Raw genomic sequence first — 22,700 nt, forward strand, 5'->3', positions numbered from 1 at the left:
GTTAATCCCCCCAGGTGTAATAACCTGCCAGGTGGTGGACCGTACCGTAACCCCGGCCTACAGGCCGACCGGCTGCCAGGGCCCGCCCCAGATACTCCTTGGCCTGGCGCGCTGCGTCGGGTACCTCTAGCCCCCTGGCTAGGAATGCGGTCACGGCGGCGGCAAAGGTACACCCGGTACCATGGGTGTTGTTGGTATTTATACGCGGTCCAGCAAAGCGGTATATCTTGCGGCCGTCGAAGAGGATGTCTATCACTTCTTCACCCGGCAGGTGTCCACCCTTCACGATTACAAAGGGTACTCCCCAGTCGCGGATCTGTCGGGCGGCTTCCTCCATGTCCCGCTCTTCCTTTATGGGGCGGCCCGTAAGCGCGGCAGCTTCTTCCGCGTTGGGGGTCACTACCAGGGCCAGGGGCATGAGCTCCTTAACCACAACCTCACAGGCCTCGGGCGCCAGGAGGGCATGTCCGCTCTTGGACACCATAACGGGGTCCACTACCAATTTTTTTACTCCATATTCCTTGATTTTACGGGCCACGACCCTCACAATATCGGCGTTGGCCAGCATACCGGTCTTAGCCGCATCGGTTCCGATATCCTTTAACACCGCGTCCATCTGGAGAGCCACGAAGTCCGCGGGCAGGTCATAAGTCCCCAGAACTCCACAGGTATTCTGGGCCGTGACCGAAGTAATCACGCTGGTACCGTAAACCTGTAAAGCCGCAAAGGTTTTCAGGTCGGCCTGAATCCCGGCCCCTCCTCCGGAGTCCGAACCGGCAATGGTTAAAGCTTTGTACATTTCCTCCCCTCCCTGCCTCGAAATTTAACCAAAGGCCTCCGTTTTCGGCACCTTAATTCCCAACCTTACAACTTTACCTTTAGCCCTCACCCTATAATATCACTACTGTTCCTAAGGGTAAACAACCTTCCTTTGGCCGGCGAAACCCTGGGGGATTCCCTGCCGAGAAGGTTTTTCTCCCGGCGGCCCGGCTAATCTTCGCGTTTATCCCAGCCTTCATTCCCGATCAACGGCGCACGCGGGTAGCCTTCGTCGTCGATATAGGCCCCCACATCCTCGTAAAACATTCCATCGGCTCCCTTAAAGTAGGGAATACCTTCCACCGGATCTACATAACCGTGATCCTCATCAAGGTCCATAGGGCCGTAATATGAACCGCTACCCGCCTCGGAGGCATGCTCCGTTGTTTGGGCCAACATCTGCCAGACGTCTTCCCCTCCGTCTATCATCCTATCCCCTGTCTCTTCATCCCCGGGAAGGCCCCCAAAAGGAAGAGGAACCACCTCTTCCTCTATGGGGCGCCTGCGCTGCGTCACGCGAGGCTCCTCTGCCGCGCGGCGGCATTCCAAACAGAGGGTGGTTTCCGGGACAGCCTCTAGACGCTCGAGGGGTATTTCCTGACCACACCGCTGGCAGCGGCCGTATGTCCCTTCCTTGATACTTTCCAGGGCGTCCTGAATCTTTTGGAGCTGAAGCATGGCATTATCCCGCAGGGCCAGGTCCTTACTTCGCTCAAAGAGCTCGCTCCCCAGATCACCTGGATGGTTATCATAACTGGAAAGCTCCTGGATAGAGTCCTGCATAGCCTCGTTTAAACCCTTCAGGCCAAAGGAGCGCATCTGCTCCTCGTAAGCGGCCCGGAGGGCAAGTAATTTCCGGCGAAAATATTCCAACTTTTGTTGCTCCAAACCCATCTCTCCTTGTCCGCTTTTCTTTAATAGTAAATCTCCTTCTGGACCACCCGGACGATTTCGGCAATGAGTTTCCCGATAACCGGGAGGTTCTGCAGGGCCAACTCGCGAACCAGATAAAGCACAACGGTACCCAGAATGGTGACGCCTACCGCAACACCCAGCCCCCTGGCCAGGCCGGCCAGGAAATTTAAGTAGAGCAGCCGGAGGGGGCGGCGGTAGAGCTCTATCCATTCGGCCAGGTTAGCCTTTTCCAAAGTTAGAATCAGAGCCTCAATCTTTTCGCTCAGAGAGCCGTCTTCCCGTCGGCGCTCCACCACTTTCTTCTCTCCCGTTCCTTAATAAAATATATTGCCCTTAACCGCCATGCTTAAAACCTTATCTCCCGTAGGGCTCCTACAAAAAAATCCTGCTTAAGGCCGCAGGATGTGAACGACGTCTCCATTCTTGAGCATGGCCGCATTGGCTTCGTCAGTGTCCAAGTGCAGTTCCAGCCGGGCTACCGGGCTTACCCGGACAATGACATTGTGCAAAATCAAACCCCTCTCCCCCGGCACCAAAACCCTCACCCGCTGCCCGTCCTTCAATCCCCACTTGCGAGCGTTGGCCTCATCCATGTGTATGTGACGGGCCGCTACGATTACGCCCCGGGGGAGGTTAAGGGCGCCTCGCGGGCCGACCACCGCGATACCGGGCGTCCCCTCCAGGTCGCCCGATTCCCTTACTGGCGCCCTAATCCCCAGCCGGTAGGTGTCGGTTACGGCGAGCTCTATCTGGGAGTGTTCCCGCGGCGGGCCGAGGAGCCTCAAGCCCTCGATAACCCCCCGCGGTCCTACTATGGTCACCGTTTCTTCCGCCGCATACTCCCCGGGTTGGCTGAGCTCCCGATAGGGCTTTAACCGGTACCCGGGGCCGAACAGCGATTCTAAGTCAGCCTGACTAACATGCATGTGGCGATTGGAAACCCCTACCGGCACGGCCAGCGGCAGCACTTCCCCCTTCATCACGATGAAGGCCCTCCCTTTAGGCCCCTAGCTGCAAAAGGCCACCCCTATCTATTATCCCGCCTGGATTTCCTTTAATACCGCCACACAGTGGGAACAGAGTTCCGGTTCGTCTTCGTGTTGGCCCACAGTTTCGCTGACCTTCCAGCAGCGTTCGCACTTCTTTCCCGGAGCAGGCGCAATACGGATCGTTAACCCGGGAAAGGCCACACCTTTTACTCCCTCTTCCGGCACCGGTTCAGAAGGGGGCCATACCCGCACACCGGATACGATGAAGAACGCCGGAAGCTCTTCCTCTACAGCCTTTAAAAACTCATAAAGCTCCCCGTCCGGGTAAAGGTGCACAAAAGCGTTTAATGAGTTTCCTAAACCCTGCTCGCGACGGGCCAGTTCCAGGGCCCGGTTGACCTCTTCGCGAACCTGCAGCAGTTTATCCCACTTGGCCTCCAAATCCCGGTCCCACCATTCATCCTGTACCCTCGGCCAGGGGGCCAGCTGCACACTCCAGGCCTTGCCGGCTGCCGGCAGGTGCTGCCATACCTCCTCGGTAGTAAAGGCCAGAATGGGGGCCAGAAGCCGTACCAGTACGTGGAGAATCTCATAAAGGGCCGCCTGGGCGGAACGGCGGCCCCGGGAGGCAGCCGACCAAGTGTAGAGGCGGTCCTTGAGGATATCCAAGTAAGCCGCGCTCAAATAGTTTACACAAAAACTGTGCACGGCATGATAGACTACATGGAATTCGTAGTCCTCGTAAGCCCGGGTAACCTTGTCCACCAGGCGCTGCAGTTTGGCCAGGGCCCAACGGTCTATCTCCAACATTTCCCCGTAGGGTACCCGGTCCCGGGCCGGGTCAAAGTCATATAAGTTGCCCAGGAGGAAGCGGAAGGTGTTACGTATTTTCCGGTAGGCCTCGGCCAGTTGCTGCAGGATGTTGGGAGAAGCCGCTACATCCCGGCGGTAGTCGGCGGAGGCCACCCACAGCCGTAAAATATCGGCTCCCATTTCCCGGATGACGTCGGCCGGGTCAATACCGTTGCCCAGGGATTTCGACATCTTGCGGCCTTCTTCGTCTACCAGAAAACCATGGGTGAGGACGGCCCGGTAAGGCGCCTGGCCCTCGGTGGCCACCGAAGTGCACAATGAAGAGTTGAACCATCCCCTGTGCTGGTCGCTCCCCTCCAGATACAGATCGGCCGGCCAGGAAAGCTCAGGCCTCGTTCGCAGTACCGCCGCATGGCTGGAGCCGGAATCGAACCACACATCCATGGTATCGGTTTCTTTGCGGAACCGCTGGCTCCCGCAGGCCGGGCAAGTAAGGCCGGGAGGTACCAGTTCACTCGCTTCCCGGGCAAACCAAACGTCCGAGCCGTGGAGGCGGAACAAATCCTGGAGGTGCTTGATGGTGGCATCGTTGATGATCTCTTTGCCGCATTCCGCACAGTAGAAAATGGGAATAGGTACTCCCCAGGTACGCTGGCGGGATATGCACCAGTCCCCCCGCTCGGCTATCATGTTATAGATCCTCTCTTCTCCCCAGGCCGGTATCCACTGGACCTGGCGCACGGCGGCCAAGGCTTCCCGGCGGAAGCCGTCAATGGAAGCAAACCACTGTTCTGTGGCGCGGAAAATAACGGGGTGCTTGCACCGCCAGCAGTGGGGATACTGGTGGGTTATGATACTGGCATGCTGGAGCGCTCCCCGCTTCTCCAGTTCCTTGATAATCTCCTGATTAGCATCCCCCACGAAAAGGCCCTGGAACGGACCTGCCTCGGCCGTAAACCGGCCCTGGTCGTCCACGGGAGAAAGGACGGGAAGGCCGTAGCGCTGGCCGATTTCAAAGTCTTCCAGGCCGTGCCCTGGAGCGGTGTGGACGCAGCCGGTACCCTGGTCCATGGTTACGTGCTCACCCACCACTACCACCGAAGGCCGGTCCATGAGGGGATTGCGGCAGACCACACCGTCCAGTTCCGCGCCCCGGAAGTGGGCTAATATGCGATAGTCCTCCACCTGCCAGAGTTCCAGGACATCCCGGTAGAGTTCCTCGGCCAACAACAGCTTCTCGCCCCCTGCCTCTATCAACACGTAAGACGCCTCGGGATGGAGGGCGATGGCCACGTTGGCGGGCAGGGTCCATGGTGTAGTGGTCCAGATGACCACATAGCTGTTCTGGGGTTCCCATAAGCCCCCGGCATCCGTCACCGGGAACTTAACGTAGATGGATGGCGACTGCTTTTCCTCGTATTCGACCTCTGCCTCGGCCAGGGCGGTCTCACAATCCGTACACCAGTAAACGGGCTTACGGCCTTTGTAAATATACCCCTTCTTGGCCATCTCGCCGAAAATGCCGATTTCTACCGCTTCGTACTCGGGCTCCAGGGTAAGATAAGGGTGTTCCCAATCTCCCCGCACACCCAAGCGTTTAAACTGTTCCCGCTGGATGTTGACGTATTTTAAGGCGTACTCTTTGCAGCGCCGCCGGAATTCCAGTACGTCCACCTCCCGGCGGTTGAGCCCCAGGTTCTTGATAACCTGTTGCTCAATGGGCAAACCGTGGGTATCCCAACCGGGGACATAGGGGGCGTCGTAGCCGGACATGGAGCGGTATTTGACAATTATATCCTTGAGGATTTTATTGAGGGTATGGCCCAGGTGAATATCCCCGTTGGCATAGGGCGGGCCGTCGTGGAGGATAAATTTGGGTTTCCCTTTATTCGCTTCCTGCACAGCATGGTAAAGGCGGTTTTCCTCCCAGAATTTGAGGATCTGGGGTTCCCGCTGGGGTAAATTGGCCCTCATGGGGAAATCCGTTCGCGGCAGATTCAAGGTTTTACTGTAGTCCACTTTTTGCCGTCACTCCCACACTCCGGTAGGAATATTAAAAGTATCTTTGTCTAGTATACGCCTGTGAGTACAAACCCGTCAAACGCATCTTAATTATTCGCCGGGGCTCGCCTCCCCGTCCCCGCGCTCCCCGCCCCCGGCGACGGCCCCTTCACCCGGTTCGGCCGCCACCTCCTCCGCCGGAGCCGCCTGGTCTTCAGCTTCCAGAAGCTCCAGTTGGGCCAATAGGAAAGAGCGCCAGCGGGACTTAAAGCTGCGCACCCGGGCTTCCAATGCTGCCTGGTATCGTTCTATTTCGGCCACTTTGTTCTGGGCCTGGGCTATCATGCTCTGGGCCTGGGCCTCCGCCTGCTTTAAAAGGGTTTCGGCCTCCTGCCTGGCATTTTCCCTGGCTTCTTCTGCCGCCTTCTGGGCCATAACCAGGGTTTCCTTGAGGGTATTTTCCAGCCGTCCAAAGCGTCCCAATTCTTCTTCCAGATGCAATACCCTTTCCCGCAGCTCCTGATTTTCCCGGAATACCTGGGTGTAGTCCTTCAACAGCTGGGCCAAAAACTCATCTACTTCTTCGCAGGAGTATCCCCGTAAGCTCCGTCTGAATTCCTTTTTATTTATATCCAGCGGCGTCAGCACCATAACCCTCACTCCCCCGAAGGTGTCGCCCGGAAAACTCCGTCATTAACCGGCGCAGAAATGGAATTCGCCCGGTAACGTCACCGGGCCCTTGCATCTCTGCTGCCCCGGGATGCTCAACCGAGCCGGAGCAAAAAATTAATCACCAGGCGCTCTATTACTTCCAAGGCAATAATGGCCACTAAAGGTGAAAAATCCAAGGGTAGAGAAGTACGCGGTAAGAGGCGGCGGAAGAAGCCGAGAACAGGCTCCGTGCTTTCGTAAACGAACCGGCACACGGGATGATAAGCATTGTGAGGAATGAAGGACAGTATCACCCGCGCTATTATAAGCCACTCGAAAACCCTAAAGGCCACTTCTATTAAAGTAATGGCCAGAATCATGCGCCTTGCCCCTCACTTAAGGCCCGGGCCCTTCGGGCCGCCGTTTTGACGGCCTCCATCAGGGCGCCCCTTAAGGCCCTGTTTTCCAAAATGTCCAGGCCGGCGATGGTCGTTCCCCCCGGTGAGGTCACCTGCGACTTCAGCACCGCCGGGTGCTCTCCGGTGTTCAATACCATGCGCGCCGCTCCCACCACCGTCTGGGCAGCAAGCTTAAGGGCTGTATCCCTCCCCAGGCCGCATAGCACTCCGCCGTCGGCCAGGGCTTCTATAAAAAGATACACGTAGGCCGGGCCGCTCCCGCTTAAACCAGTGACCGCGTCCAACTGGTCCTCCGGCAGGAGCAAGGCCTCGCCCACAGAAGCAAAGATGTCCAGGGCAACCTTTTCGTGCTCCGGGGTAACCAGCGGGTTGCCCGCCAGGACGGTAATGCCCTCCCGGACGAGGGCAGGGGTGTTGGGAACCGCCCGCATAATAGGAACACCGGGCCCTATCCACCCCTCCAGCTGCTTAAGGGTGATGCCGGCGGCCACGGAGATGACCAGATGGGAGGCCTTAAACGATAGGGTCTTTAAAGCTTCCGCCATGGACTGGGGCTTCACGGCCACTATTATTATATCTGCCTGTTCCAGCACTTGCCCTCCGCCGGTAGCAGGGCGCAAGCCGTGTTTCCGGGCGAGCTCTTCTAGACGCTCCCGGGATGTATCGAAGGCCACGATCCTTGCGGGAGGCACCAACTGCGAAGCAAGTAACCCTTCTATCAGGGCACCACCCATAGCCCCGGCGCCGATAAAGCCTATAGTCTTATTCATGGGCTACCTTCTTCCTGTCTGAGAATAAATATCCGGCCAGGCCAGCCCTCCGCCTGCAGACTTAAACTCCAAATCACCACTGAGATCAATATTGCTGGGCGTGAAGACAAAAATGGCCTGGCCCACTCTGCTAACCTGGCCGCCCAGGGCAAAGACGGCCCCGCTCAGGAAATCTAAAAGCCTCCTGGCCTCCTCCGGCGGCATCTTCTCCAGGTTGACTATGACCGGCCGGTAACTCTTCAGATTCTCTGCCAGTACAGCTCCTTGTTCGTAAGACTGGGGATGGGCTACCATGAGGCGCATGGCTCCCCGGGCCGTAGGCAGACTCACCAGCTTGCCCTGCTGTTTGGTCCCTTGCGGTACGATCGTTTCTGCGGTACTGCGTCCTTCCTCTTCTTCCGGGCCGTAGCCCAACCAGTTGAGGAAAGCTTCCCAGACTCCAGCCATCAGCCTGCCTCCCTGTTCATTGGCGGGGACCAAAAATGGCCGTTCCAATGCGGACCATATTGGACCCTTCTTCAACAGCTACTTCAAAATCATTGGTCATACCCATGGACAAATATCGCATTTCTACTCCCGGTAAGGCCAGGGCCTCTATTTCCCCGGCCAGCTCGCGCAGGCGCCGAAACACCGGGCGTACTTCTTCAGGGTCGTTAACAAAAGGGGCTACCGTCATTAAACCGAGGACCTCGAGGCTCTTAAAACCGGTTAGTTCCTTAAGGAAGCCGGGTACGGCCTCCACTGGAAGGCCGAACTTGCTGCTCTCCCCGGCCACATTCACTTCTACCAAGACCTTTATTCTTTCTCCTGCCGGAGCCGCCCTCTTTTCTAGCTCCCTGGCCAGCTGCAAGCTGTCCAGGGAATGGATCAGCCGGACCCGGTTCCACACATATTTGACTTTATTGCGCTGGAGGTGACCGATCAAGTGCCAGGAGATATCCTCTTCCGCCAGGCCCGCCTGTTTTTCCAGCAGCTCCTGGACGCGGTTCTCTCCCAGCTCTTTAATCCCGGCGTCCACGGCCTCTTTTATTCTTTCCACCGGCACATTTTTGGTAACCGCTATCAGGGTAATTTCCTCCGGCTGCCGGCCCACTTTTCGCGCCGCCCGGGCAATGCGTTCCCGGACCTCGGCAACATTCTCTCTGATTCCGCCCACCGGTTCACTCCTTTCCTAAATTCGTTCTACAAATCCGGCGCAAATCCTGCCGGTTCTGGTCAACTTTTCCCCCCAAGGAAGCGCACCCAGTAAGGATTGACCACCACTTCGCTTCCTTCCTTTAATCCCCGGACGGCAGCCCTTTCCTCCACGGCGCCCACTATTTCTACTTGCTGGAATTTAGCTTCTCGGCCCACCAGACAATAAACCCCAACAGAACCGTCTTCTAAGGTCACCAGTGCCGTCTGGGGAACCACAACGCCGTCGTAACTTTCTGCAATCGCCTCTACAGTGACCACCCGCCGGTGCAGCCACCAGCTCCCCCACTTGTCTATTCTTAACACCAGTACGTAGTCGTCCCCCAGGGAATAAAGCCGATCTACTTTGGCCGACAATGAGTCTTCCTGCCCCGGGCTGCGCAGAATAACCCTTTTTTTCTCCTGCCAGGCAGGGGGGACTTCGGGCAACATGGCATATAAGAACAAAGGCTGCAAATTATTGACCAGGCGAACCACTGGGGTTCCGGCCCTGACCCCCCTTTCTTCTCCCGCGGGGCGGGCCCGGCGGGCTAGGGAAATCACCTCCGGGGGATCGAACTTTTCCAGCATCGCGGGCTGCAGAACCTTCTCCAGCCCATCGGGATGATAGCATACCTGACTGGCAAAGGGGGCCTTAAGGTCCCTTACCCCCGCATCACCCACCGCCACTCCCGCTAACTCCACTTGGGCAATAGTTCCCCCCGCCGCTACCCTTTCCCCTTCGGGGATCAGCCTTATTAAAGTGCCATCGGCCGGAGCCGCCAGAAGGGTTTCCTCCCGGACAACCACCGTTTCTAGGGAGATAGTTTTTTCCAGGATCCCGGCCGTCACCTGGCGGGTCTCAAGGGCCTGCCAAGCTATAAAGAACAGCAGCCGGCTTGCTCCTTGGTACAGGAGAAAAAGGAGAATACCTCCCCAAAACAAGCCCCTGATTAGCTTCTTTGTGCGGGACCCGCGCCTTTTTCGGGGGAGGCCAGAGGAGGGCAGGGCCGCCACCTAGCCTTCCCTCCTGCCTAGGACGGCGGCCATTCGCCCTGTCCGGCCCCCATCCCGGCGGTACGAGTAAAAAAGCTCCTGGTGACAGGCCGTACAAAGCCCGGCTACGGCTATTCGCTCCGGATGCAAACCCGCGTCGACCAGAGCAAGGCGGTTGGCTTCCCACAGATCCAGGTACCAGCTCCCTTCCCCACCCGGTCTTAACACCGCCTCTCCCCAGGGCAGCTGCTTTCTAAAGGCTTCTGCTACCTCGTCACCCACGCGGTAGCAGCAGGGCCCGATGGCCGGGCCTATGACTGCCCGGCACTCGGCAGTCCGAACATTAAAGACTTCTGCCAGGCAATCTACTGCTGCCCCGGCCACCCGGCTCAACGTCCCTTTCCACCCGGCATGGATCAAGGCCATAGCCCTTCCGTCGGCGCTTACAACATAGACCGGTACACAGTCGGCAAATAAGGCTACCAGGGTGATGCCCGGCTCAGCGGTAACCAGAGCATCTACACCTGGAACACAAGTCTCCAGAGTATCCGCCCCTCTCCCCCTATCCTTCTTTCCGGCCACGGCCACACGGGATCCGTGGACCTGCTCTCCCACTACCCAAGTTGCTAGAGGCAACCCTGTAGCCTCGGCGAAGAGGCGGCGGTTAGTCAACACAAGGTCGGGCTCATCACCGACATGGAAGCCCAGGTTAAGACTTCTGAAAACCCCCGGGCTTACTCCCCCTTGCCGGGTACTGAAGGCAGCCCTGACAGGAGCCTGCTCCTCCAAGGAGGAAAGGCGAAAATAGGGAACGGATCCTGGAACCAATTCTAACACCGTTGGGAAGATCCCTCCTAGGTATCGGTGGCCGGAGGCCGGCGCGGGAAGTTCTTCTGGGTGTTATTATATAACACCCCGGCCCATTTAGTTAAGAGAAAAGGCAGGAGTTTTTCCTGCCTGCCTTTTGTTGCTCCATGGCCTTTTTTGACGCCAATTTTCGCCTCGTTCAGGCCTCTCGTTGCCGTTTATGTGTTAAAATTAATAATAATCCCCCTCCTCAGGGGAACCGATTTATGGGAGAGGTACTGGGTGAGACTAAGGACCAAAAGAATTATATGGGCGCTGGCTCTTTTCCTCTTGGCCGGTCTCCTCTGGCGGCCATGGGCGGCCAACCGGGAAACGCCGCCCCTGCCGAGCGAACCTCCATCCTCTACACCGCCGCCCCCGCCTGCCGAGCCTTTAACCCTGGCCGCCGTCGGAGACGTCATGTTGGCCCGCAAAGTGGACCGCCTCATGCAATCCCAGGGACTGGGTTACCCCCTGGCCGAGCTGGGACCCCTGCTGCGGTCAGCCGACCTCACCTTCGGGAATCTGGAGTCCCCCCTCTCCGATACCGGAAAGCCCATCCCGGGTAAAGGTATCTGGTTCCGCGCACGACCGGAGGCCCTTCAAGTCTTGCAACAGGGGGGCTTTGACATCCTCAACATCGCCAACAACCACATCCTGGACTATGATACACCGGCCTTTCTCCAAACGATGGAACTGCTGGACAAAGCGGGTATACGTTACTTCGGTGGGGGACAAAACATCCAGGAGGCGCGCCGGCCGGTCCTCCTGGAAGAGAAGGGCATTCGTTTGGGCTTCCTCGGCTACAGCGACATGGCCGACATTTTCTGGAGCTACGATTATCCCCGGTCTTTTAAAGCCACCGCCGATCGCCCCGGCATCGCCCCCCTGGAGATAGAAGCTATGTGCCAGGACGTCGAGCTCCTCAAGGCCCAGACCGATATCGCCGTTGTCTCCCTCCACTGGGGCACCGAGTACCAGCGCCGCCCGTCGTCCGAGCAACGCCAAATAGCCCATCGCCTGGTGGAGGCCGGGGCCGATATAATTCTGGGCCATCATCCCCACGTCTTCCAGGGAATTGAGGTCTATAAAGGAAGTATCATCCTTTACAGCCTGGGTAATTTCATTATGGACCAGAACTGGTCCCGGGAAACCTGCGAGGGATTGCTGGTGATGCTTACCCTGACCCAAGCCGGTTGGCAGCAGGCGGAAATCCTTCCCGTCCAAATCGTGGAGGAACAACCCCAACGAGCAACAGGAACGCGCGCCGGGAAAATCCTGGCGGAGCTCCGGGATTTGAGCCGGGACTTAGACACCGCAGTAGAGATCAGCGGAAACCGAGCTATAGTCCACCAACAGCCTTAAAGTGCTATTTCTTGTGCTGGGGAGCGACGAAGCTAGGATTTTCTACCAGAATAACGTCTACTCCGACTTTAACAACCTTTTCCCAGGGTATAATCATATCCTCGTTATGTCCAAAAAAAAAACAAGAACTTCCCGGTCTGGCCGGGTAAGATCAAAGCTTTGATCCGTCCTTCTTCCACGTCGATCTCCACGTCTTTGATGAGGCCAAGCCGGCGGCCGTCCACTACATTGATGACGTCCCGCAGGCGGAGCTCCGAAACCCTGACCACCCCCGCCACCCCCAAGTATTTATATCCTTAGGCTTAACATCATTATATGCGGCGGGGGTGGAGGAGTTTATCGGTCAGAAGGGGCTGGCGGCTAGGAGGGAGGCCAGGCGCTCTTTAGAAGCCTGCAGTACCTCTATAATCTTGAACCGCAGCTCTACCCGGCGCTCCTGGGGGTAGGATTCACCGGCAAGGGGTGCTACCACCGCCCGGGTTTCCCCGCCGTCCGCCACATCCACCAGGCACAGGGGAGGGAACAAGACACACCACCAGTTTTCCCCCTTCCCTTCGCCGATGATTAAGCGTACGGCCTCATAGCGGCCTTGGGGGAGGACGAGGGAGCCGTATGTTCGGGTAGGAAAGTCAAAGTCGCCCCACTGGGCTTTAACGGGATAAGGGCTCCCTTCGGCAGAAAGCTTTTCTTCGGCCGCCCGGGTCAAGGTGGCCAGATTTTGGGCCAGCCAGTGCCGGGCTTCCTCTACATCCCTCGCGTCCTTTAACTGCTTGCTCGCCTCCGCCAGGACAACATTCCGGACCTCCATCTTCAACTGCTGGTCGCGGTCGGTATCACTGGGAGCGACTACGTGGAGCCGGATGAGATTGTCAGGGTTGTAGGCCGGTACCGCGGGAGAATCCGGAAGACTTCCCCGACCGGCAGCCAGGCCCGCAAGGACCAGTAATAATGCACCAATTCCGACAGCTATGCCGTAACGCCGATATGAGAACATCTTGCCTCCTCCTACATGTACTTGCGCATGTGATTCAAAGCCGCTTTTTCCAGGCGGGAAACCTGGGCCTGAGAAATGCCTATCTCCTCGGCCACCTCCATCTGGGTCTTCCCTTCAAAGAAGCGCAGGGAAAGGATGAGCCTCTCCCTTTCATTGAGCTTGCCGAGGGCTTCCCGCACGGCAATGCTCTCCAACCAAGCACCGTCCTGGTTCTTTTCGTCTCCGATCTGGTCCATTACATAGATGGGATCGCCCCCATCATTATAAATGGGCTCAAAAAGAGAAACCGGCTCCTGGATGGCATCCAGGGCAAAGATTACCTCTTCCTGGGGCATATTGAGCTCCCGGGCTATCTCCGCCACCGAGGGCTCCCGGCCATACCGGCTTACCAGGGCATCCCTCACCTGCAGGGCGCGGTAGGCCACGTCTCGCAGGGAGCGGCTGACCCTTATGGGATTATTATCCCGCAAGTAGCGCCGGATCTCTCCGATAATCATGGGCACGGCGTAGGTGGAAAATTTAACATTTTGGGCCAGATCGAAATTATCTATGGCCTTCATAAGGCCAATGCAGCCCACTTGGAACAGATCATCCACGAACTCTCCCCGGTTAGTGAAGCGCTGGATAACGCTCAAGACCAGCCTCAAATTGCCGCGGATAAGCTTCTCCCGGGCACTCTGATCGCCGGCCTGCATCGCCTGAAACAACTCGCGCATCTCTTCATTGCTCAGGAGGGGGAGCTTGGAGGTATTTACTCCGCAAATCTCCACTTTGTTGAGGGTCACCGGCGCAAAACCTCCCATCCCCACTATTTGCCCGGTAATTTAATTATTACCACCCGGCTCTACTTTTATACGAAAATAAAAGACCCGCATTATTCCATGCGGGCGATTTCCTTTCGCAGCCGTTTTATTATTCTTTTTTCCAGGCGGGATATATATGATTGGGAGATGCCTAGAATGTCCGCCACTTCCTTTTGGGTTTTTTCCACCCCATCGATGAGGCCAAAGCGAAATTCCATGATCTTCCTCTCCCGCGGCGTCAACTTGCGCATGGCCGCGTGTAATAGCTTGCGATCTATCTCCTCCTCAATGGACTTATATATAATATCGGTGTCCGTGCCCAGAACATCAGACAAAAGAAGTTCATTACCGTCCCAATCGATGTTTAAGGGCTCATCAAAGGATACTTCTACCCTGGTCTTATTGTTGCGGCGCAGGTGCATCAAAATTTCATTTTCAATGCACCGCGAAGCATAAGTAGCCAGTTTGATGCGCTTCTTGGGATCGAAGGTATTGACGGCTTTGATAAGGCCGATGGTCCCGATGGAAACCAGATCTTCAATGCCTATCCCGGTATTTTCGAATTTGCGGGCGATATAGACCACCAGCCGTAGATTGCGCTCAATGAGGGTGGTTTTTACTCCTGCATCGCCGTCTTCCAGGCGGTTCAGTAAGTAGTTTTCCTCATCGCTGGAAAGGGGCGGGGGCAATGCCTCGCTGCCGCTTACGTAAAAAAGCTCTCCCAGCCGGTGGACGACTGCTAACAGCCGCCCGGCAGCCAGTTTAAGCTTCAATTTCCATAGCGTCCAGCTTCCGGCCACATGTCCCATCCCCCTTCATCCCTGAACTCAGACCTGCAAAAGATCCGGGTGCAGCAGGGCCCGGTAACCGCCTTCTAGGTTGAGGCGTTGCCAGCAGAGGCCTATTACCACATCTTTCACTCTGATTAAGCGGTCTTCCCACAAAACAACCACCTCATCGGGCTTGAAGCCCAGCAACAAACCGTGCTCCCGGCCCAGGGAATGGAAGGGAATGACTCGAATGCGCGCCGCCCAGGGTGTCCCATGGAGGGAGGACACCAGTTTTTCCAGTTCTGGCTCCCCGGGTACGGTTAAGTCTAACTGCAGTTCGGGAGGCAACAGGGGACGCAGGGCTCCGTACTCGGCCACGATGACCGGACGACCTGTAAAGGGATCCCGCAAGTTGTTGCCGGTATCGACGAGGGCTTTCAGGGCCAGCCGCTTCCCGTTAAAACCGATAACGATGGGCAGGCGCAGCAGGCTCTGCCAAAAATTTCGCTTAATAAAGAGGCTCCCCCAGTAGACTAAGAACAGGGCAGCCCCTACGGCCATGGCCAGCCCTCCATAGGGCAAAGGGCCTATAACTACTCCTCCGCCTGTGAAGGCCTGGGCGGTCAAGGCATCGGCCAGGTACAGGGCGCCCAGCACCGCTCCGCCCATGACGAAGGAAACTAAATAAAAATACCCCACCCCTTGCAGGAACTTATGCCAGCTCACGGGGAAAAAGGCCAGGGACACCATGAGCAGAGACACCAGGATCTTGACGGCAAACCACATCCACGGCCCGCCGGCGGGGGAAAAAATGGTCAGGGAATAAAGGGAGCCCAGGGCTGCCCCGCCCAACAAGCGCCAGGGGCTAGTTGCGGCCTGGGACAGCCTGGCCGTCGCCCAGAGGATAATATAATCCATAAACAAATTAACGAGCAAAACTACGTCCAAATAAATAATATGAGTCCCCGCCACCCCGCCCATCACTCCGGCACCCGCCCTAATTATTACCATGATATGAGCTTAATGGCATTTTAAGACCTGCTTGCCATTAAACATTATATAAGACGGGCCCAAAAAAATATGTCAGGTGGTGGCGACAAAAATAAAAGGCTGCTTTGACAAACAGCCTTGACTCTTTACCTCCGACGAAGGAAGGCAGGTATGTCCAGATCGTCCAGATCAAAGTTCTTGATGTCCATTTCCCGGGTGGCCGCTGCCTGTTTGGCGGCGCTTTCTCGTCGCTGGCCTTCAAAACCGGTAGCAATTACCGTCACCCTGATCTCGTCCTTTAGGTTTTCATCGATGACGGCACCGAAGATGATGTTGGCGTCGGGGTCCGCCGATGCCGCAATGATTTCCGCCGCTTCGTTGACTTCAAAGAGGCCCAGGTTAGGTCCACCGGTGATGTTCAACAGTATGCCCCGGGCTCCCTCAATGGAGGTTTCCAGTAGAGGGCTGGAGACAGCCATCTTGGCCGCCTCTACCGCCCGCTTTTCCCCGGTAGCGCGGCCTATCCCCATCAGGGCGGAGCCGGCGTCGGTCATAATGGTCTTAACATCGGCAAAGTCCAGGTTGATCAAGCCGGGAACGGTAATAAGGTCGGAAATACCCTGGACTCCCTGACGGAGTACGTCGTCGGCGATGCGAAAAGCCTCCGTAATGGTGGTCTGCTTATCGGCCACCTGCAGCAGCCGATCATTGGGGATCACAATCAAAGTATCCACTTTGGTGCGCAGCTCGGCAATACCGCTTTCAGCCTGGAGGGCCCGCTTACGCCCTTCGAAAGTAAAGGGACGGGTAACCACCGCTACCGTAAGGGCACCTACCTCTTTGGCTATCTGCGCGACCACCGGGGCAGCCCCGGTGCCCGTCCCGCCGCCCATGCCGGCCGTAATGAAAACCATATCCGCTCCCTGGAGACGCTGGGCCAGCTCTTCCCGGCTTTCTTCAGCGGCTTTCTTCCCTATTTCGGGATTGGCGCCCGCCCCCAAGCCTTTGGTGAGCTTGGCGCCTATCTGGATTTTCTGTTCTGCCTGGCACAGGCGCAGGGCCTGAGCATCGGTGTTCACGCTGATAAATTCGACGCCCTTCAGGCTGGCGGCTATCATGCGATTGACGGCGTTATTCCCTCCGCCCCCCACACCCACCACTTTAATAACTGCAAACTGGTGGTTGAGGTCCCCATCATCAAATTCCAGCACCCGTTATTCCTCCCTTTGCTAGCTTACTGAAATAGTTCACGCAGCCACCCTTTAAGATAAGTCCATAGGTTGCACCACACAGGCTCACGGCCGGCAGCCGCCTGAGCCCTGCCCAGACTTCGAGCCCCGTAGATCAGCAGGCCCACGCTGGTAGCGTAAGCCGGCGTGGATACCATATCGGCCAGGCCCCCTAGCCGGCACGGCGCCCCTACCCTCACCGGCAACTGGAGTATCTCCCCCGCCAGCTCGGCCATCCCGGGCAGGAGGGAGCCCCCGCCGGTCAATACTGCGCCCCCCGGAAGGAGCCCCTTAAACTCTGCTCGTCCTATTTCCCGGTGCACCAGGGTTAAGATCTCCTCTACCCGGGGCTGTATAACGGAAGCCAGCATCTTCTTGGAAACCGTATGCTCCCCGTGGCCTCCCACATTGGGTACGGGCAGAAGCTCGTTATCGGGTACTGTGCCCACCGGGATAGCCGCCCATTCCTTCTTAATTTTCTCGGCCTGGCTCAGGGGGGTACGCAAGCCCACCGCTATGTCGCTGGTAATATGATCTCCGCCTACTGGAAGAACCGAAGCGAACCATAGCCCGCCCTGGGCCACCACTGCTATCTCGGTCGTCCCTCCGCCCACATCCACCACTACAGCACCCAGTTCCTTTTCCGCCGGCTGGAGGACGGCTTCCGCCGAGGCCAGGGGATTCAGAACCAACTGTTCAACTTCGAGGCCGGCCCGTTGTACACTTTTGAGTAAATTCTGCACCGCCGCACCAGCCGCGGTGACAATGTGGGTTTCCACCTCTAACCGCGATCCGGTCATCCCTACAGGATCGATTATCCCGTCGTAGCCGTCCACTATGTACTGGCGGGGCAAAACATGGACAATCTGCCGTTCCGCTGCCAGGGGTATTACCCTCGCCGCCTGCAGGACGCGTTTTACATCCTCCGGCTCGATTTCCCTGTTCTCCCCCGCCACGGCCACCACACCCCGGTTGTTGAGGGACTGAATGTGGGACCCCGTAATACCCACATAAGCCGAACGTATCCGGTACCCGCTCATCCTTTCCGCCATAGCCGCCGCCCGAGCAACGGCCTGGGCCGTATGTTCAATGTCCACGATGATGCCCTTCCGGAGGCCCGCCGAAGGAACCTCGCCCAGGCCGATAATATTAAGGCGTCCTTCCTCTTCCACCTCGGCTACGGCCATCACGACTTTGGTCGTCCCTATGTCCAGTCCGGCTACCACTTCATCCTTGGGCAAACCCGGCACCTCCGGCAACCAAGGCCTTGCTAGGGCCTCTGTCCCTATCAAGAAAAATTCAACACAACTGCGGCCTTTCCTTTTTTTATCCCCGAGAAATTATGGTCCCGGCTAAGTTCTCTTGCGCTTTAGAAGGTGGCGGCGGATAATGCCTAAATTCTGGAATATCCGGGCCCCGAATACTACCACCGCGGCCAAATACAGCTCTACGCCCAACTGGTCGCCTATATAGGCTAGGAAACCGGCCAGCAGGGTGTTGGAAAAAAATCCGGTAAGGAAGATCGCGTGGTCGAAATTATCCTCCTGGGTAGCCCGCAAGCCTCCAAAAACCGAATCCAGAGCGGCGAGTACCGCCACCGACATATATTTGGCATAGGCCACCGGGATCTTCACAGGGAGAAGCAATCCCAAGACGATGCCGAAGAGCAAGCCCAAAAGGGGAAGCCACATGATGCCATCACCTTTCTTGCCGGACCTTGATTACCGGAGGCCCCGCAAAACTTACATCGATGTATTCCAAGGACCCTAAAGGGCCGGCACCCTGTAGGGCCTCCTTTAATCTCTGCCACTTTTCCTCCGCGCCACCGCTATCGCCAAACTTAACTTTAACCTGTCCCTGCAAATAAAGCAACAGGTTGTCGGCCTCCCCCGCTTCTATCTCCATTATTTGCTGACGATCTTGGGGAGAGAGCTCCTTCAAGACCGTCAGGGCCGCCTTAAGGCCTTCGTCACGCAAACAAACGCCGGGCCCTAAGTCTTCCCCTAACTCCAGGCCTGAAATCAACGGCAGCTCCCGCTGGCGTAGACTGGAAGTCCCTTCCATAACGTACCCCTGGCCATCCACTACCCAGAACCCCTCCTGGGCCGGCAGAAGGGCTAGGGCCTCTCGCTCGCGCAGGGTGATCACGAGGGTGTGGGGCCAGCGGCGCTCCACCTGCACCTCTTCGATTAAAGGATGCACCCTCACGCGTTCGGCCACGGCCCTGACATCCAGCTGCCAGAGGTTCAGGCCGGGCTCCACGGCGGCCAGGCGAAGAACCTCCCCCTCCGGCACCCTGACGTTGCCTCTAACCTCCACCGCCTGCAAACTGAAGATACCCGAATGAAGGAAAAAAAATAAGGACGTGATGATTAACAAACTGAAGACAAGGCCCTTCAGGCGCCTTCTTTTCTGCCGGCGGGAGCGCCTCCTCATATTCAACGCCATTATATCAGAATCCCCGGACTTGTCCAAGATGTTGCCAAAAAATGGAGGGCTAACCCTCTCTCTCCCTGGTGAGCTGGGCGCCCAAGCTCTGGAACTTGCTTTCCATTCTCTCATAACCACGGTCCAGGTGGTGCACCCCTTCTACGTAAGTTACTCCTTCAGCCATCAGCCCCGCCACTACCAGGGCTGCTCCTGCCCGCAAATCGGTGGCCTCCACCACCGCCCCGCTTAACTTAGAAACCCCATTAATAACCGCAATCTTCCCCTCTATCTTTACATCGGCACCCATGCGCTTGAGTTCTGCTGCATGGCGAAAGCGGTTTTCAAAAATGCTCTCGCACAGGATACTCGTGCCTTTCGCCGTGGTCATTAACGCCATTATTTGGGGCTGCATGTCGGTAGGGAAGCCGGGATATGGCAGGGTTCGGCAGTCCACCGCTTTGAGCCGTCCTTCTGCTTCCAGGCGGATCCCCGCCGGATCTTCCTCTACCCGGGCACCCATCTCCCGCAATTTGGCTATGACCGCCGCCATATGGTCGTACCGGGCCCCCCGCAAGAATACCTTGCCCTTAGTACCGGCCACAGCCGCCAGATAAGTTCCCGCCTCAATGCGGTCCGGAATGACCCGATGGCTGGCCCCTGTTAGCTCCTTGACGCCCTCTATGCGGATCACATCTTGGCCGGCACCTTGAATACGAGCACCCAGCTTATTAAGAAAATTTTGTAAGTCCACGATTTCGGGCTCACGGGCCGCGTTCCGGATCAAGGTAACTCCCTCGGCAAGCACCGCGGCCATCATAATATTCTCCGTTGCCCCCACACTGGGAAAATCAAGAAGGATATCCGCCCCTCGCAGCCTGGAGGCCTTAGCTTCAATAAATCCCTGTTTTTCTACTATAGAGGCCCCCATGGCCACAAAACCCTTTAAGTGCAGGTCCATGGGGCGCGAGCCTATGGCGCAGCCGCCGGGATAGGCTACTTTAAAGTAATGCCAGCGTCCCAAAAGAGGCCCCATGACCAGATTAGAAGCCCGGAGGCGCCGCATCAGCGGTGGTAGAATTTCGCGGGATGCCGCGCCGGCCGGATGAATGTACAGGCTTTCCCCCTCCTTCTTGACCTCAGCTCCCAAAAAGCTGGCTACTTCCATCATAACAGCAACGTCCCGCAGGTCGGGTACTCCCTCCAGGACACAAGGTTTCCGCGTCAATAAAGTAGCTGCTATGAGGGGAAGTACGGCGTTTTTGGCCCCGCTTACACGCAGCTCTCCTTCCAGGCGGTTGCCGCCCACAATAACCAGACGTTCCATCCCCTACCCTCCCCTGTTCAGGGGCCCTCTCCCCATACCTCTATCTCCGTTTCCAGGAAAATGCCGAATTTGTCGGCCACGGCCTGCTGGATCCTGGCCACCAGGTGCAGTACGTCCGAAGCCGTGGCCCTGCCGCGGTTAACAATGAAATTGGCATGCACGGATGATACTTCCGCATCTCCCTGGCGCCATCCTTTGGCTCCCACCTGTTCGATAAGCCATCCGGCATAATGGCCTGGCGGGTTCTTGAAAATGCTTCCGGCATTAGGCCAATTTAAGGGCTGCTTGCGACGCCTCAAGGCCAGGTTGCGGGCTATGGCCTCTACAATTTCCTTTTCGTCTCCTGCATTTAGGGAAAGCGCGGCCGCGACGACTACCAGGCCCGCCCCTTTTAACTTGCTCTCCCGGTACTTAAAATCCAGTTCGTCACCACCAAGGGTTAGGGCTTTGCCGTCCCGGTCCAGCACTTCCACTTTTTCCACCAGCCGCCCTATCGACCCCTCCGGAGTACCGGCGTTCATGACCACGGCACCCCCTACAGAAGCCGGGATACCGGCGGCAAATTCCAGACCCGTTAGGCGGGCCCGGCGTGCCTCGGCCAGAACCAGGGGCAAAGGAGCCCCCCCTTCCGCCCACACAGTCCGGTCCCGCACCTCAACCCGGCCGAGCCCCGCCATCTTAATCACCAGCCCCCGCACCCCCTCATCCCGCACGAGAAGGTTGGACCCGTTCCCCATGACATAGAGGGGCAGACCCTTCTGCCGGGCAAAGGTGAGGCAAATCTCCAGGTCGGTACGGTCGGCGGGCAAGGCCAGGAACTCTGCCGGGCCGCCTATGCGAAAAGTAGTATGCCTGGCCAGGGGCTCCTCGGGGAGCACCCGGCCCTTGATCCGGCCTTGAAGCTCAGTTGCCAAGCTCTGCCCCTTCACCCTCTAGCCCTCCGCCCCGCCTCTACCCGGCCCAGAACCGTTGAGGTAGCAGACCAGCTCTTCTCCTACCCGGTTCACATCGCCGGCGCCTAAAGTTAACACCAGATCACCAGGCCGGCAGTTCTTCTGCAAAAACTCCAGGGTTTCGCCAGCCGTAGGCAGATAGTAGACGGCGGAATGGCCTGCCTCCAGGAGGGAGTTTACGATTAACTCCGCGGTAACGCCCGGCATAGGTTTTTCCCCGGCAGAATATATTTCATTAATGATTACCAGGTCCGCCTGGCAGAGGGACTGGCCCAGTTGCCGGTGCAGGTGAAGGGTGCGGGTGTAGCGGTGGGGCTGGAAGACCACCACCACCCGCCGGGCCCCAACCTGCCTGGCCGCCGCCAGGGTGGCCCTGACCTCCGTGGGATGATGGGCATAATCATCCACCACCCAAATACTGCCCTTGCCTTCTAAAATTTGAAACCGGCGCTCTACACCACGGAAGCCAACCAGGCCGGCCTGTATGGTGGAGAAGGGCAACCCGAGACTATGGCCCACGGCTACGGCCGCCAGGGCGTTAACGACGTTGTGCTTGCCGGGAACGTTGAGCTCCAGGCTCCCCAGAAACCGTGAGCCGCAATATACTTTAGCCGTGCTTCCCAATCCCTTTAGATTAATTTCCCTGGCTTGAAACCGGGCCCCTTCCCCCAGGCCGTAGGTGATGCCATTTTTTGTAAGCCTAGCGGCTATCCCTGCTAAAGAGGGATCGTCTGCGCAAATAACCGCCTCCCCTCCCGGCTTTACGTTGCCTAGAAAGGTGGCGAAGGCCTTAATTATGGCTTCCAGGCTACCGTAGTAGTCAAGGTGATCGTCTTCTATGTTGGTGGCTACCGCTATCTCCGGCCTTAACCAGAGAAAGGAACCGTCGCTCTCATCGGCCTCGGCCACGAAAAAGGGACCGGCCCCCCGCCGGGCGTTACTTCCCAGTTCCGGAACATATCCTCCCACCACTGCCGTGGGATCCAATCCGCCCTCCAGCAGGGTGAGGGTGATCATGGCCGTGGTCGTCGTCTTGCCGTGAGCCCCCGCTACCGCAATACCCCTTTGCCGCTCCATGAGTTCGGCCAGGAGCTGCCCCCTTTTGATTATCGGGAGGCCCCTCTCCTGCGCCTCCCGGACTTCGGGATTATCCGGGGATACGGCGGAAGATATAACGACTCGCTCCACACCTGCTGCTATATGGTCGGCACAGTGGCCGCGGTAAATGAGGGCCCCGCGCTGGGCCAGCAAGCGCGTAAACCTGTTCTCCCTCAGGTCGGATCCGGATACCAACTGGCCTTCGGCCACCAGGATCTGGGCTAGCCCGCTCATGCCCACTCCGCCGATGCCGATAAAATGGGTCCAACCCTTACCCGACAATCTTTCATCTCCTTTCCTCGGAATACCAGCCCCCGGCATCAGCAGCGTCCTGAGTACACTTGCATCATAT

General features: G+C 57.6%; 24 protein-coding genes and 1 pseudogene. 1 reads left to right on the forward strand and 24 read right to left on the reverse strand.

Annotated elements, in window-relative coordinates:
- Position 1: 1 nt before the first annotated feature.
- The 12 genes from thiD to pgeF form a co-directional block, all read right to left on the reverse strand.
- A complete protein-coding gene (gene thiD, locus TAMC210_RS11915) occupies positions 2 to 799 on the reverse strand; it encodes a bifunctional hydroxymethylpyrimidine kinase/phosphomethylpyrimidine kinase (RefSeq protein WP_173299016.1) in 798 nt (265 codons plus the stop codon).
- 191 nt (positions 800 to 990) lie between these two features.
- Positions 991 to 1,707 carry a TraR/DksA C4-type zinc finger protein gene (locus tag TAMC210_RS11920; RefSeq protein WP_217267373.1) on the reverse strand — a complete coding sequence of 239 codons (717 nt, stop codon included), beginning with the start codon at positions 1,705 to 1,707 and terminating at the stop codon, positions 991 to 993.
- Between the two features lie 26 nt (positions 1,708 to 1,733).
- Complete coding sequence (locus TAMC210_RS11925) at positions 1,734 to 2,030, reverse strand: DUF5665 domain-containing protein (protein ID WP_217267374.1); 297 nt, start codon at positions 2,028 to 2,030, stop codon at positions 1,734 to 1,736.
- Positions 2,031 to 2,123: 93 nt separating this feature from the next.
- The gene (gene pduL / locus TAMC210_RS11930; RefSeq protein ID WP_173299237.1) at positions 2,124 to 2,714 is read right to left on the reverse strand and encodes a phosphate propanoyltransferase; all 591 of its coding nucleotides are present in this window, start codon (positions 2,712 to 2,714) and stop codon (positions 2,124 to 2,126) included.
- A 54-nt stretch (positions 2,715 to 2,768) separates the two neighbouring features.
- Positions 2,769 to 5,555, reverse strand: coding sequence for an isoleucine--tRNA ligase (ileS, locus tag TAMC210_RS11935; RefSeq protein WP_173299018.1), 2,787 nt, complete (start codon positions 5,553 to 5,555; stop codon positions 2,769 to 2,771).
- 93 nt (positions 5,556 to 5,648) lie between these two features.
- Positions 5,649 to 6,188 (reverse strand): DivIVA domain-containing protein, encoded by a 540-nt coding sequence (locus TAMC210_RS11940; protein WP_217267375.1) that lies wholly within the window; start codon positions 6,186 to 6,188, stop codon positions 5,649 to 5,651.
- 113 nt (positions 6,189 to 6,301) lie between these two features.
- Positions 6,302 to 6,568 (reverse strand): YggT family protein, encoded by a 267-nt coding sequence (locus TAMC210_RS11945; RefSeq protein ID WP_173299019.1) that lies wholly within the window; start codon positions 6,566 to 6,568, stop codon positions 6,302 to 6,304.
- Positions 6,565 to 7,377, reverse strand: coding sequence for a pyrroline-5-carboxylate reductase (gene proC / locus TAMC210_RS11950; protein WP_173299020.1), 813 nt, complete (start codon positions 7,375 to 7,377; stop codon positions 6,565 to 6,567). Before proC ends, TAMC210_RS11945 begins: the two co-directional genes overlap by 4 nt.
- Positions 7,378 to 7,380: 3 nt before the next feature.
- The gene (locus TAMC210_RS11955; RefSeq protein ID WP_173299021.1) at positions 7,381 to 7,824 is read right to left on the reverse strand and encodes a cell division protein SepF; all 444 of its coding nucleotides are present in this window, start codon (positions 7,822 to 7,824) and stop codon (positions 7,381 to 7,383) included.
- 16 nt (positions 7,825 to 7,840) lie between these two features.
- Positions 7,841 to 8,533, reverse strand: a complete 693-nt coding sequence (locus TAMC210_RS11960) for a YggS family pyridoxal phosphate-dependent enzyme (RefSeq protein WP_173299022.1) — start codon at positions 8,531 to 8,533, stop codon at positions 7,841 to 7,843.
- Between the two features lie 59 nt (positions 8,534 to 8,592).
- On the reverse strand, positions 8,593 to 9,567 hold the full coding sequence (locus tag TAMC210_RS11965; protein WP_373996452.1) for an HlyD family efflux transporter periplasmic adaptor subunit: 975 nt from the start codon (positions 9,565 to 9,567) through the stop codon (positions 8,593 to 8,595).
- Positions 9,568 to 10,383: a peptidoglycan editing factor PgeF gene (gene pgeF, locus TAMC210_RS11970; protein ID WP_173299024.1), complete on the reverse strand. Its 816-nt coding sequence runs from the start codon at positions 10,381 to 10,383 to the stop codon at positions 9,568 to 9,570.
- Between the two features lie 252 nt (positions 10,384 to 10,635).
- On the opposite strand from pgeF, the gene TAMC210_RS11975 reads away from it, so the two are divergent.
- A complete protein-coding gene (locus tag TAMC210_RS11975) occupies positions 10,636 to 11,757 on the forward strand; it encodes a CapA family protein (protein ID WP_173299025.1) in 1,122 nt (373 codons plus the stop codon).
- A gap of 4 nt (positions 11,758 to 11,761) precedes the next feature.
- On the opposite strand, the pseudogene TAMC210_RS14015 reads toward TAMC210_RS11975, so the two are convergent.
- From TAMC210_RS14015 to murC, 12 genes and pseudogenes are all read right to left on the reverse strand, one after another.
- Positions 11,762 to 12,026, reverse strand: a pseudogene (locus TAMC210_RS14015) (YlmC/YmxH family sporulation protein).
- 74 nt (positions 12,027 to 12,100) lie between these two features.
- Positions 12,101 to 12,751: a stage II sporulation protein R gene (spoIIR, locus tag TAMC210_RS11985; protein ID WP_173299026.1), complete on the reverse strand. Its 651-nt coding sequence runs from the start codon at positions 12,749 to 12,751 to the stop codon at positions 12,101 to 12,103.
- 11 nt (positions 12,752 to 12,762) lie between these two features.
- The gene (sigG, locus tag TAMC210_RS11990; RefSeq protein ID WP_173299027.1) at positions 12,763 to 13,554 is read right to left on the reverse strand and encodes an RNA polymerase sporulation sigma factor SigG; all 792 of its coding nucleotides are present in this window, start codon (positions 13,552 to 13,554) and stop codon (positions 12,763 to 12,765) included.
- Between the two features lie 71 nt (positions 13,555 to 13,625).
- A complete protein-coding gene (gene sigE / locus TAMC210_RS11995; RefSeq protein WP_254388683.1) occupies positions 13,626 to 14,327 on the reverse strand; it encodes an RNA polymerase sporulation sigma factor SigE in 702 nt (233 codons plus the stop codon).
- A gap of 54 nt (positions 14,328 to 14,381) precedes the next feature.
- Positions 14,382 to 15,305 (reverse strand): sigma-E processing peptidase SpoIIGA, encoded by a 924-nt coding sequence (spoIIGA, locus tag TAMC210_RS12000; protein WP_254388684.1) that lies wholly within the window; start codon positions 15,303 to 15,305, stop codon positions 14,382 to 14,384.
- A gap of 155 nt (positions 15,306 to 15,460) precedes the next feature.
- The gene (ftsZ, locus tag TAMC210_RS12005; RefSeq protein WP_173299029.1) at positions 15,461 to 16,525 is read right to left on the reverse strand and encodes a cell division protein FtsZ; all 1,065 of its coding nucleotides are present in this window, start codon (positions 16,523 to 16,525) and stop codon (positions 15,461 to 15,463) included.
- Between the two features lie 23 nt (positions 16,526 to 16,548).
- Entirely contained in the window at positions 16,549 to 17,793 is a 1,245-nt protein-coding gene (ftsA, locus tag TAMC210_RS12010) for a cell division protein FtsA (RefSeq protein WP_373996456.1), read from the reverse strand.
- 102 nt (positions 17,794 to 17,895) lie between these two features.
- Positions 17,896 to 18,234: a small basic family protein gene (locus tag TAMC210_RS12015; protein ID WP_173299031.1), complete on the reverse strand. Its 339-nt coding sequence runs from the start codon at positions 18,232 to 18,234 to the stop codon at positions 17,896 to 17,898.
- A 7-nt stretch (positions 18,235 to 18,241) separates the two neighbouring features.
- The gene (locus tag TAMC210_RS12020) at positions 18,242 to 18,991 is read right to left on the reverse strand and encodes a cell division protein FtsQ/DivIB (RefSeq protein ID WP_173299032.1); all 750 of its coding nucleotides are present in this window, start codon (positions 18,989 to 18,991) and stop codon (positions 18,242 to 18,244) included.
- 49 nt (positions 18,992 to 19,040) lie between these two features.
- Positions 19,041 to 20,297, reverse strand: coding sequence for a UDP-N-acetylglucosamine 1-carboxyvinyltransferase (gene murA, locus TAMC210_RS12025; RefSeq protein WP_173299033.1), 1,257 nt, complete (start codon positions 20,295 to 20,297; stop codon positions 19,041 to 19,043).
- A gap of 17 nt (positions 20,298 to 20,314) precedes the next feature.
- Positions 20,315 to 21,226 carry a UDP-N-acetylmuramate dehydrogenase gene (gene murB, locus TAMC210_RS12030; protein WP_173299034.1) on the reverse strand — a complete coding sequence of 304 codons (912 nt, stop codon included), beginning with the start codon at positions 21,224 to 21,226 and terminating at the stop codon, positions 20,315 to 20,317.
- A 3-nt stretch (positions 21,227 to 21,229) separates the two neighbouring features.
- Positions 21,230 to 22,630, reverse strand: coding sequence for a UDP-N-acetylmuramate--L-alanine ligase (gene murC / locus TAMC210_RS12035; protein ID WP_254388658.1), 1,401 nt, complete (start codon positions 22,628 to 22,630; stop codon positions 21,230 to 21,232).
- Between the last annotated feature and the right edge of the window lie 70 nt (positions 22,631 to 22,700).

It is taken from the genome of Thermanaeromonas sp. C210, from assembly GCF_013167955.1.
GTDB lineage: Bacteria > Bacillota > DSM-521 > Neomoorellales > Neomoorellaceae > UBA12545.

Excerpts from the sequence above, each read along its gene's own strand:
- thiD (WP_173299016.1), bottom strand. The coding sequence starts at position 799 with ATGTACAAAGCTTTAACCATTGCCGGTTCGGACTCCGGAGGAGGGGCC.
- proC (WP_173299020.1), bottom strand. The coding sequence starts at position 7,377 with ATGAATAAGACTATAGGCTTTATCGGCGCCGGGGCTATGGGTGGTGCC.
- TAMC210_RS12020 (WP_173299032.1), bottom strand. The coding sequence starts at position 18,991 with ATGGCGTTGAATATGAGGAGGCGCTCCCGCCGGCAGAAAAGAAGGCGC.
- pduL (WP_173299237.1), bottom strand. The coding sequence starts at position 2,714 with ATGAAGGGGGAAGTGCTGCCGCTGGCCGTGCCGGTAGGGGTTTCCAAT.
- TAMC210_RS11955 (WP_173299021.1), bottom strand. The coding sequence starts at position 7,824 with ATGGCTGGAGTCTGGGAAGCTTTCCTCAACTGGTTGGGCTACGGCCCG.
- TAMC210_RS12015 (WP_173299031.1), bottom strand. The coding sequence starts at position 18,234 with ATGTGGCTTCCCCTTTTGGGCTTGCTCTTCGGCATCGTCTTGGGATTG.
- spoIIGA (WP_254388684.1), bottom strand. The coding sequence starts at position 15,305 with ATGGGCGGGGTGGCGGGGACTCATATTATTTATTTGGACGTAGTTTTG.
- sigG (WP_173299027.1), bottom strand. The coding sequence starts at position 13,554 with ATGGGAGGTTTTGCGCCGGTGACCCTCAACAAAGTGGAGATTTGCGGA.
- spoIIR (WP_173299026.1), bottom strand. The coding sequence starts at position 12,751 with ATGTTCTCATATCGGCGTTACGGCATAGCTGTCGGAATTGGTGCATTA.
- murA (WP_173299033.1), bottom strand. The coding sequence starts at position 20,297 with ATGGAACGTCTGGTTATTGTGGGCGGCAACCGCCTGGAAGGAGAGCTG.
- TAMC210_RS11940 (WP_217267375.1), bottom strand. The coding sequence starts at position 6,188 with ATGGTGCTGACGCCGCTGGATATAAATAAAAAGGAATTCAGACGGAGC.
- TAMC210_RS11945 (WP_173299019.1), bottom strand. The coding sequence starts at position 6,568 with ATGATTCTGGCCATTACTTTAATAGAAGTGGCCTTTAGGGTTTTCGAG.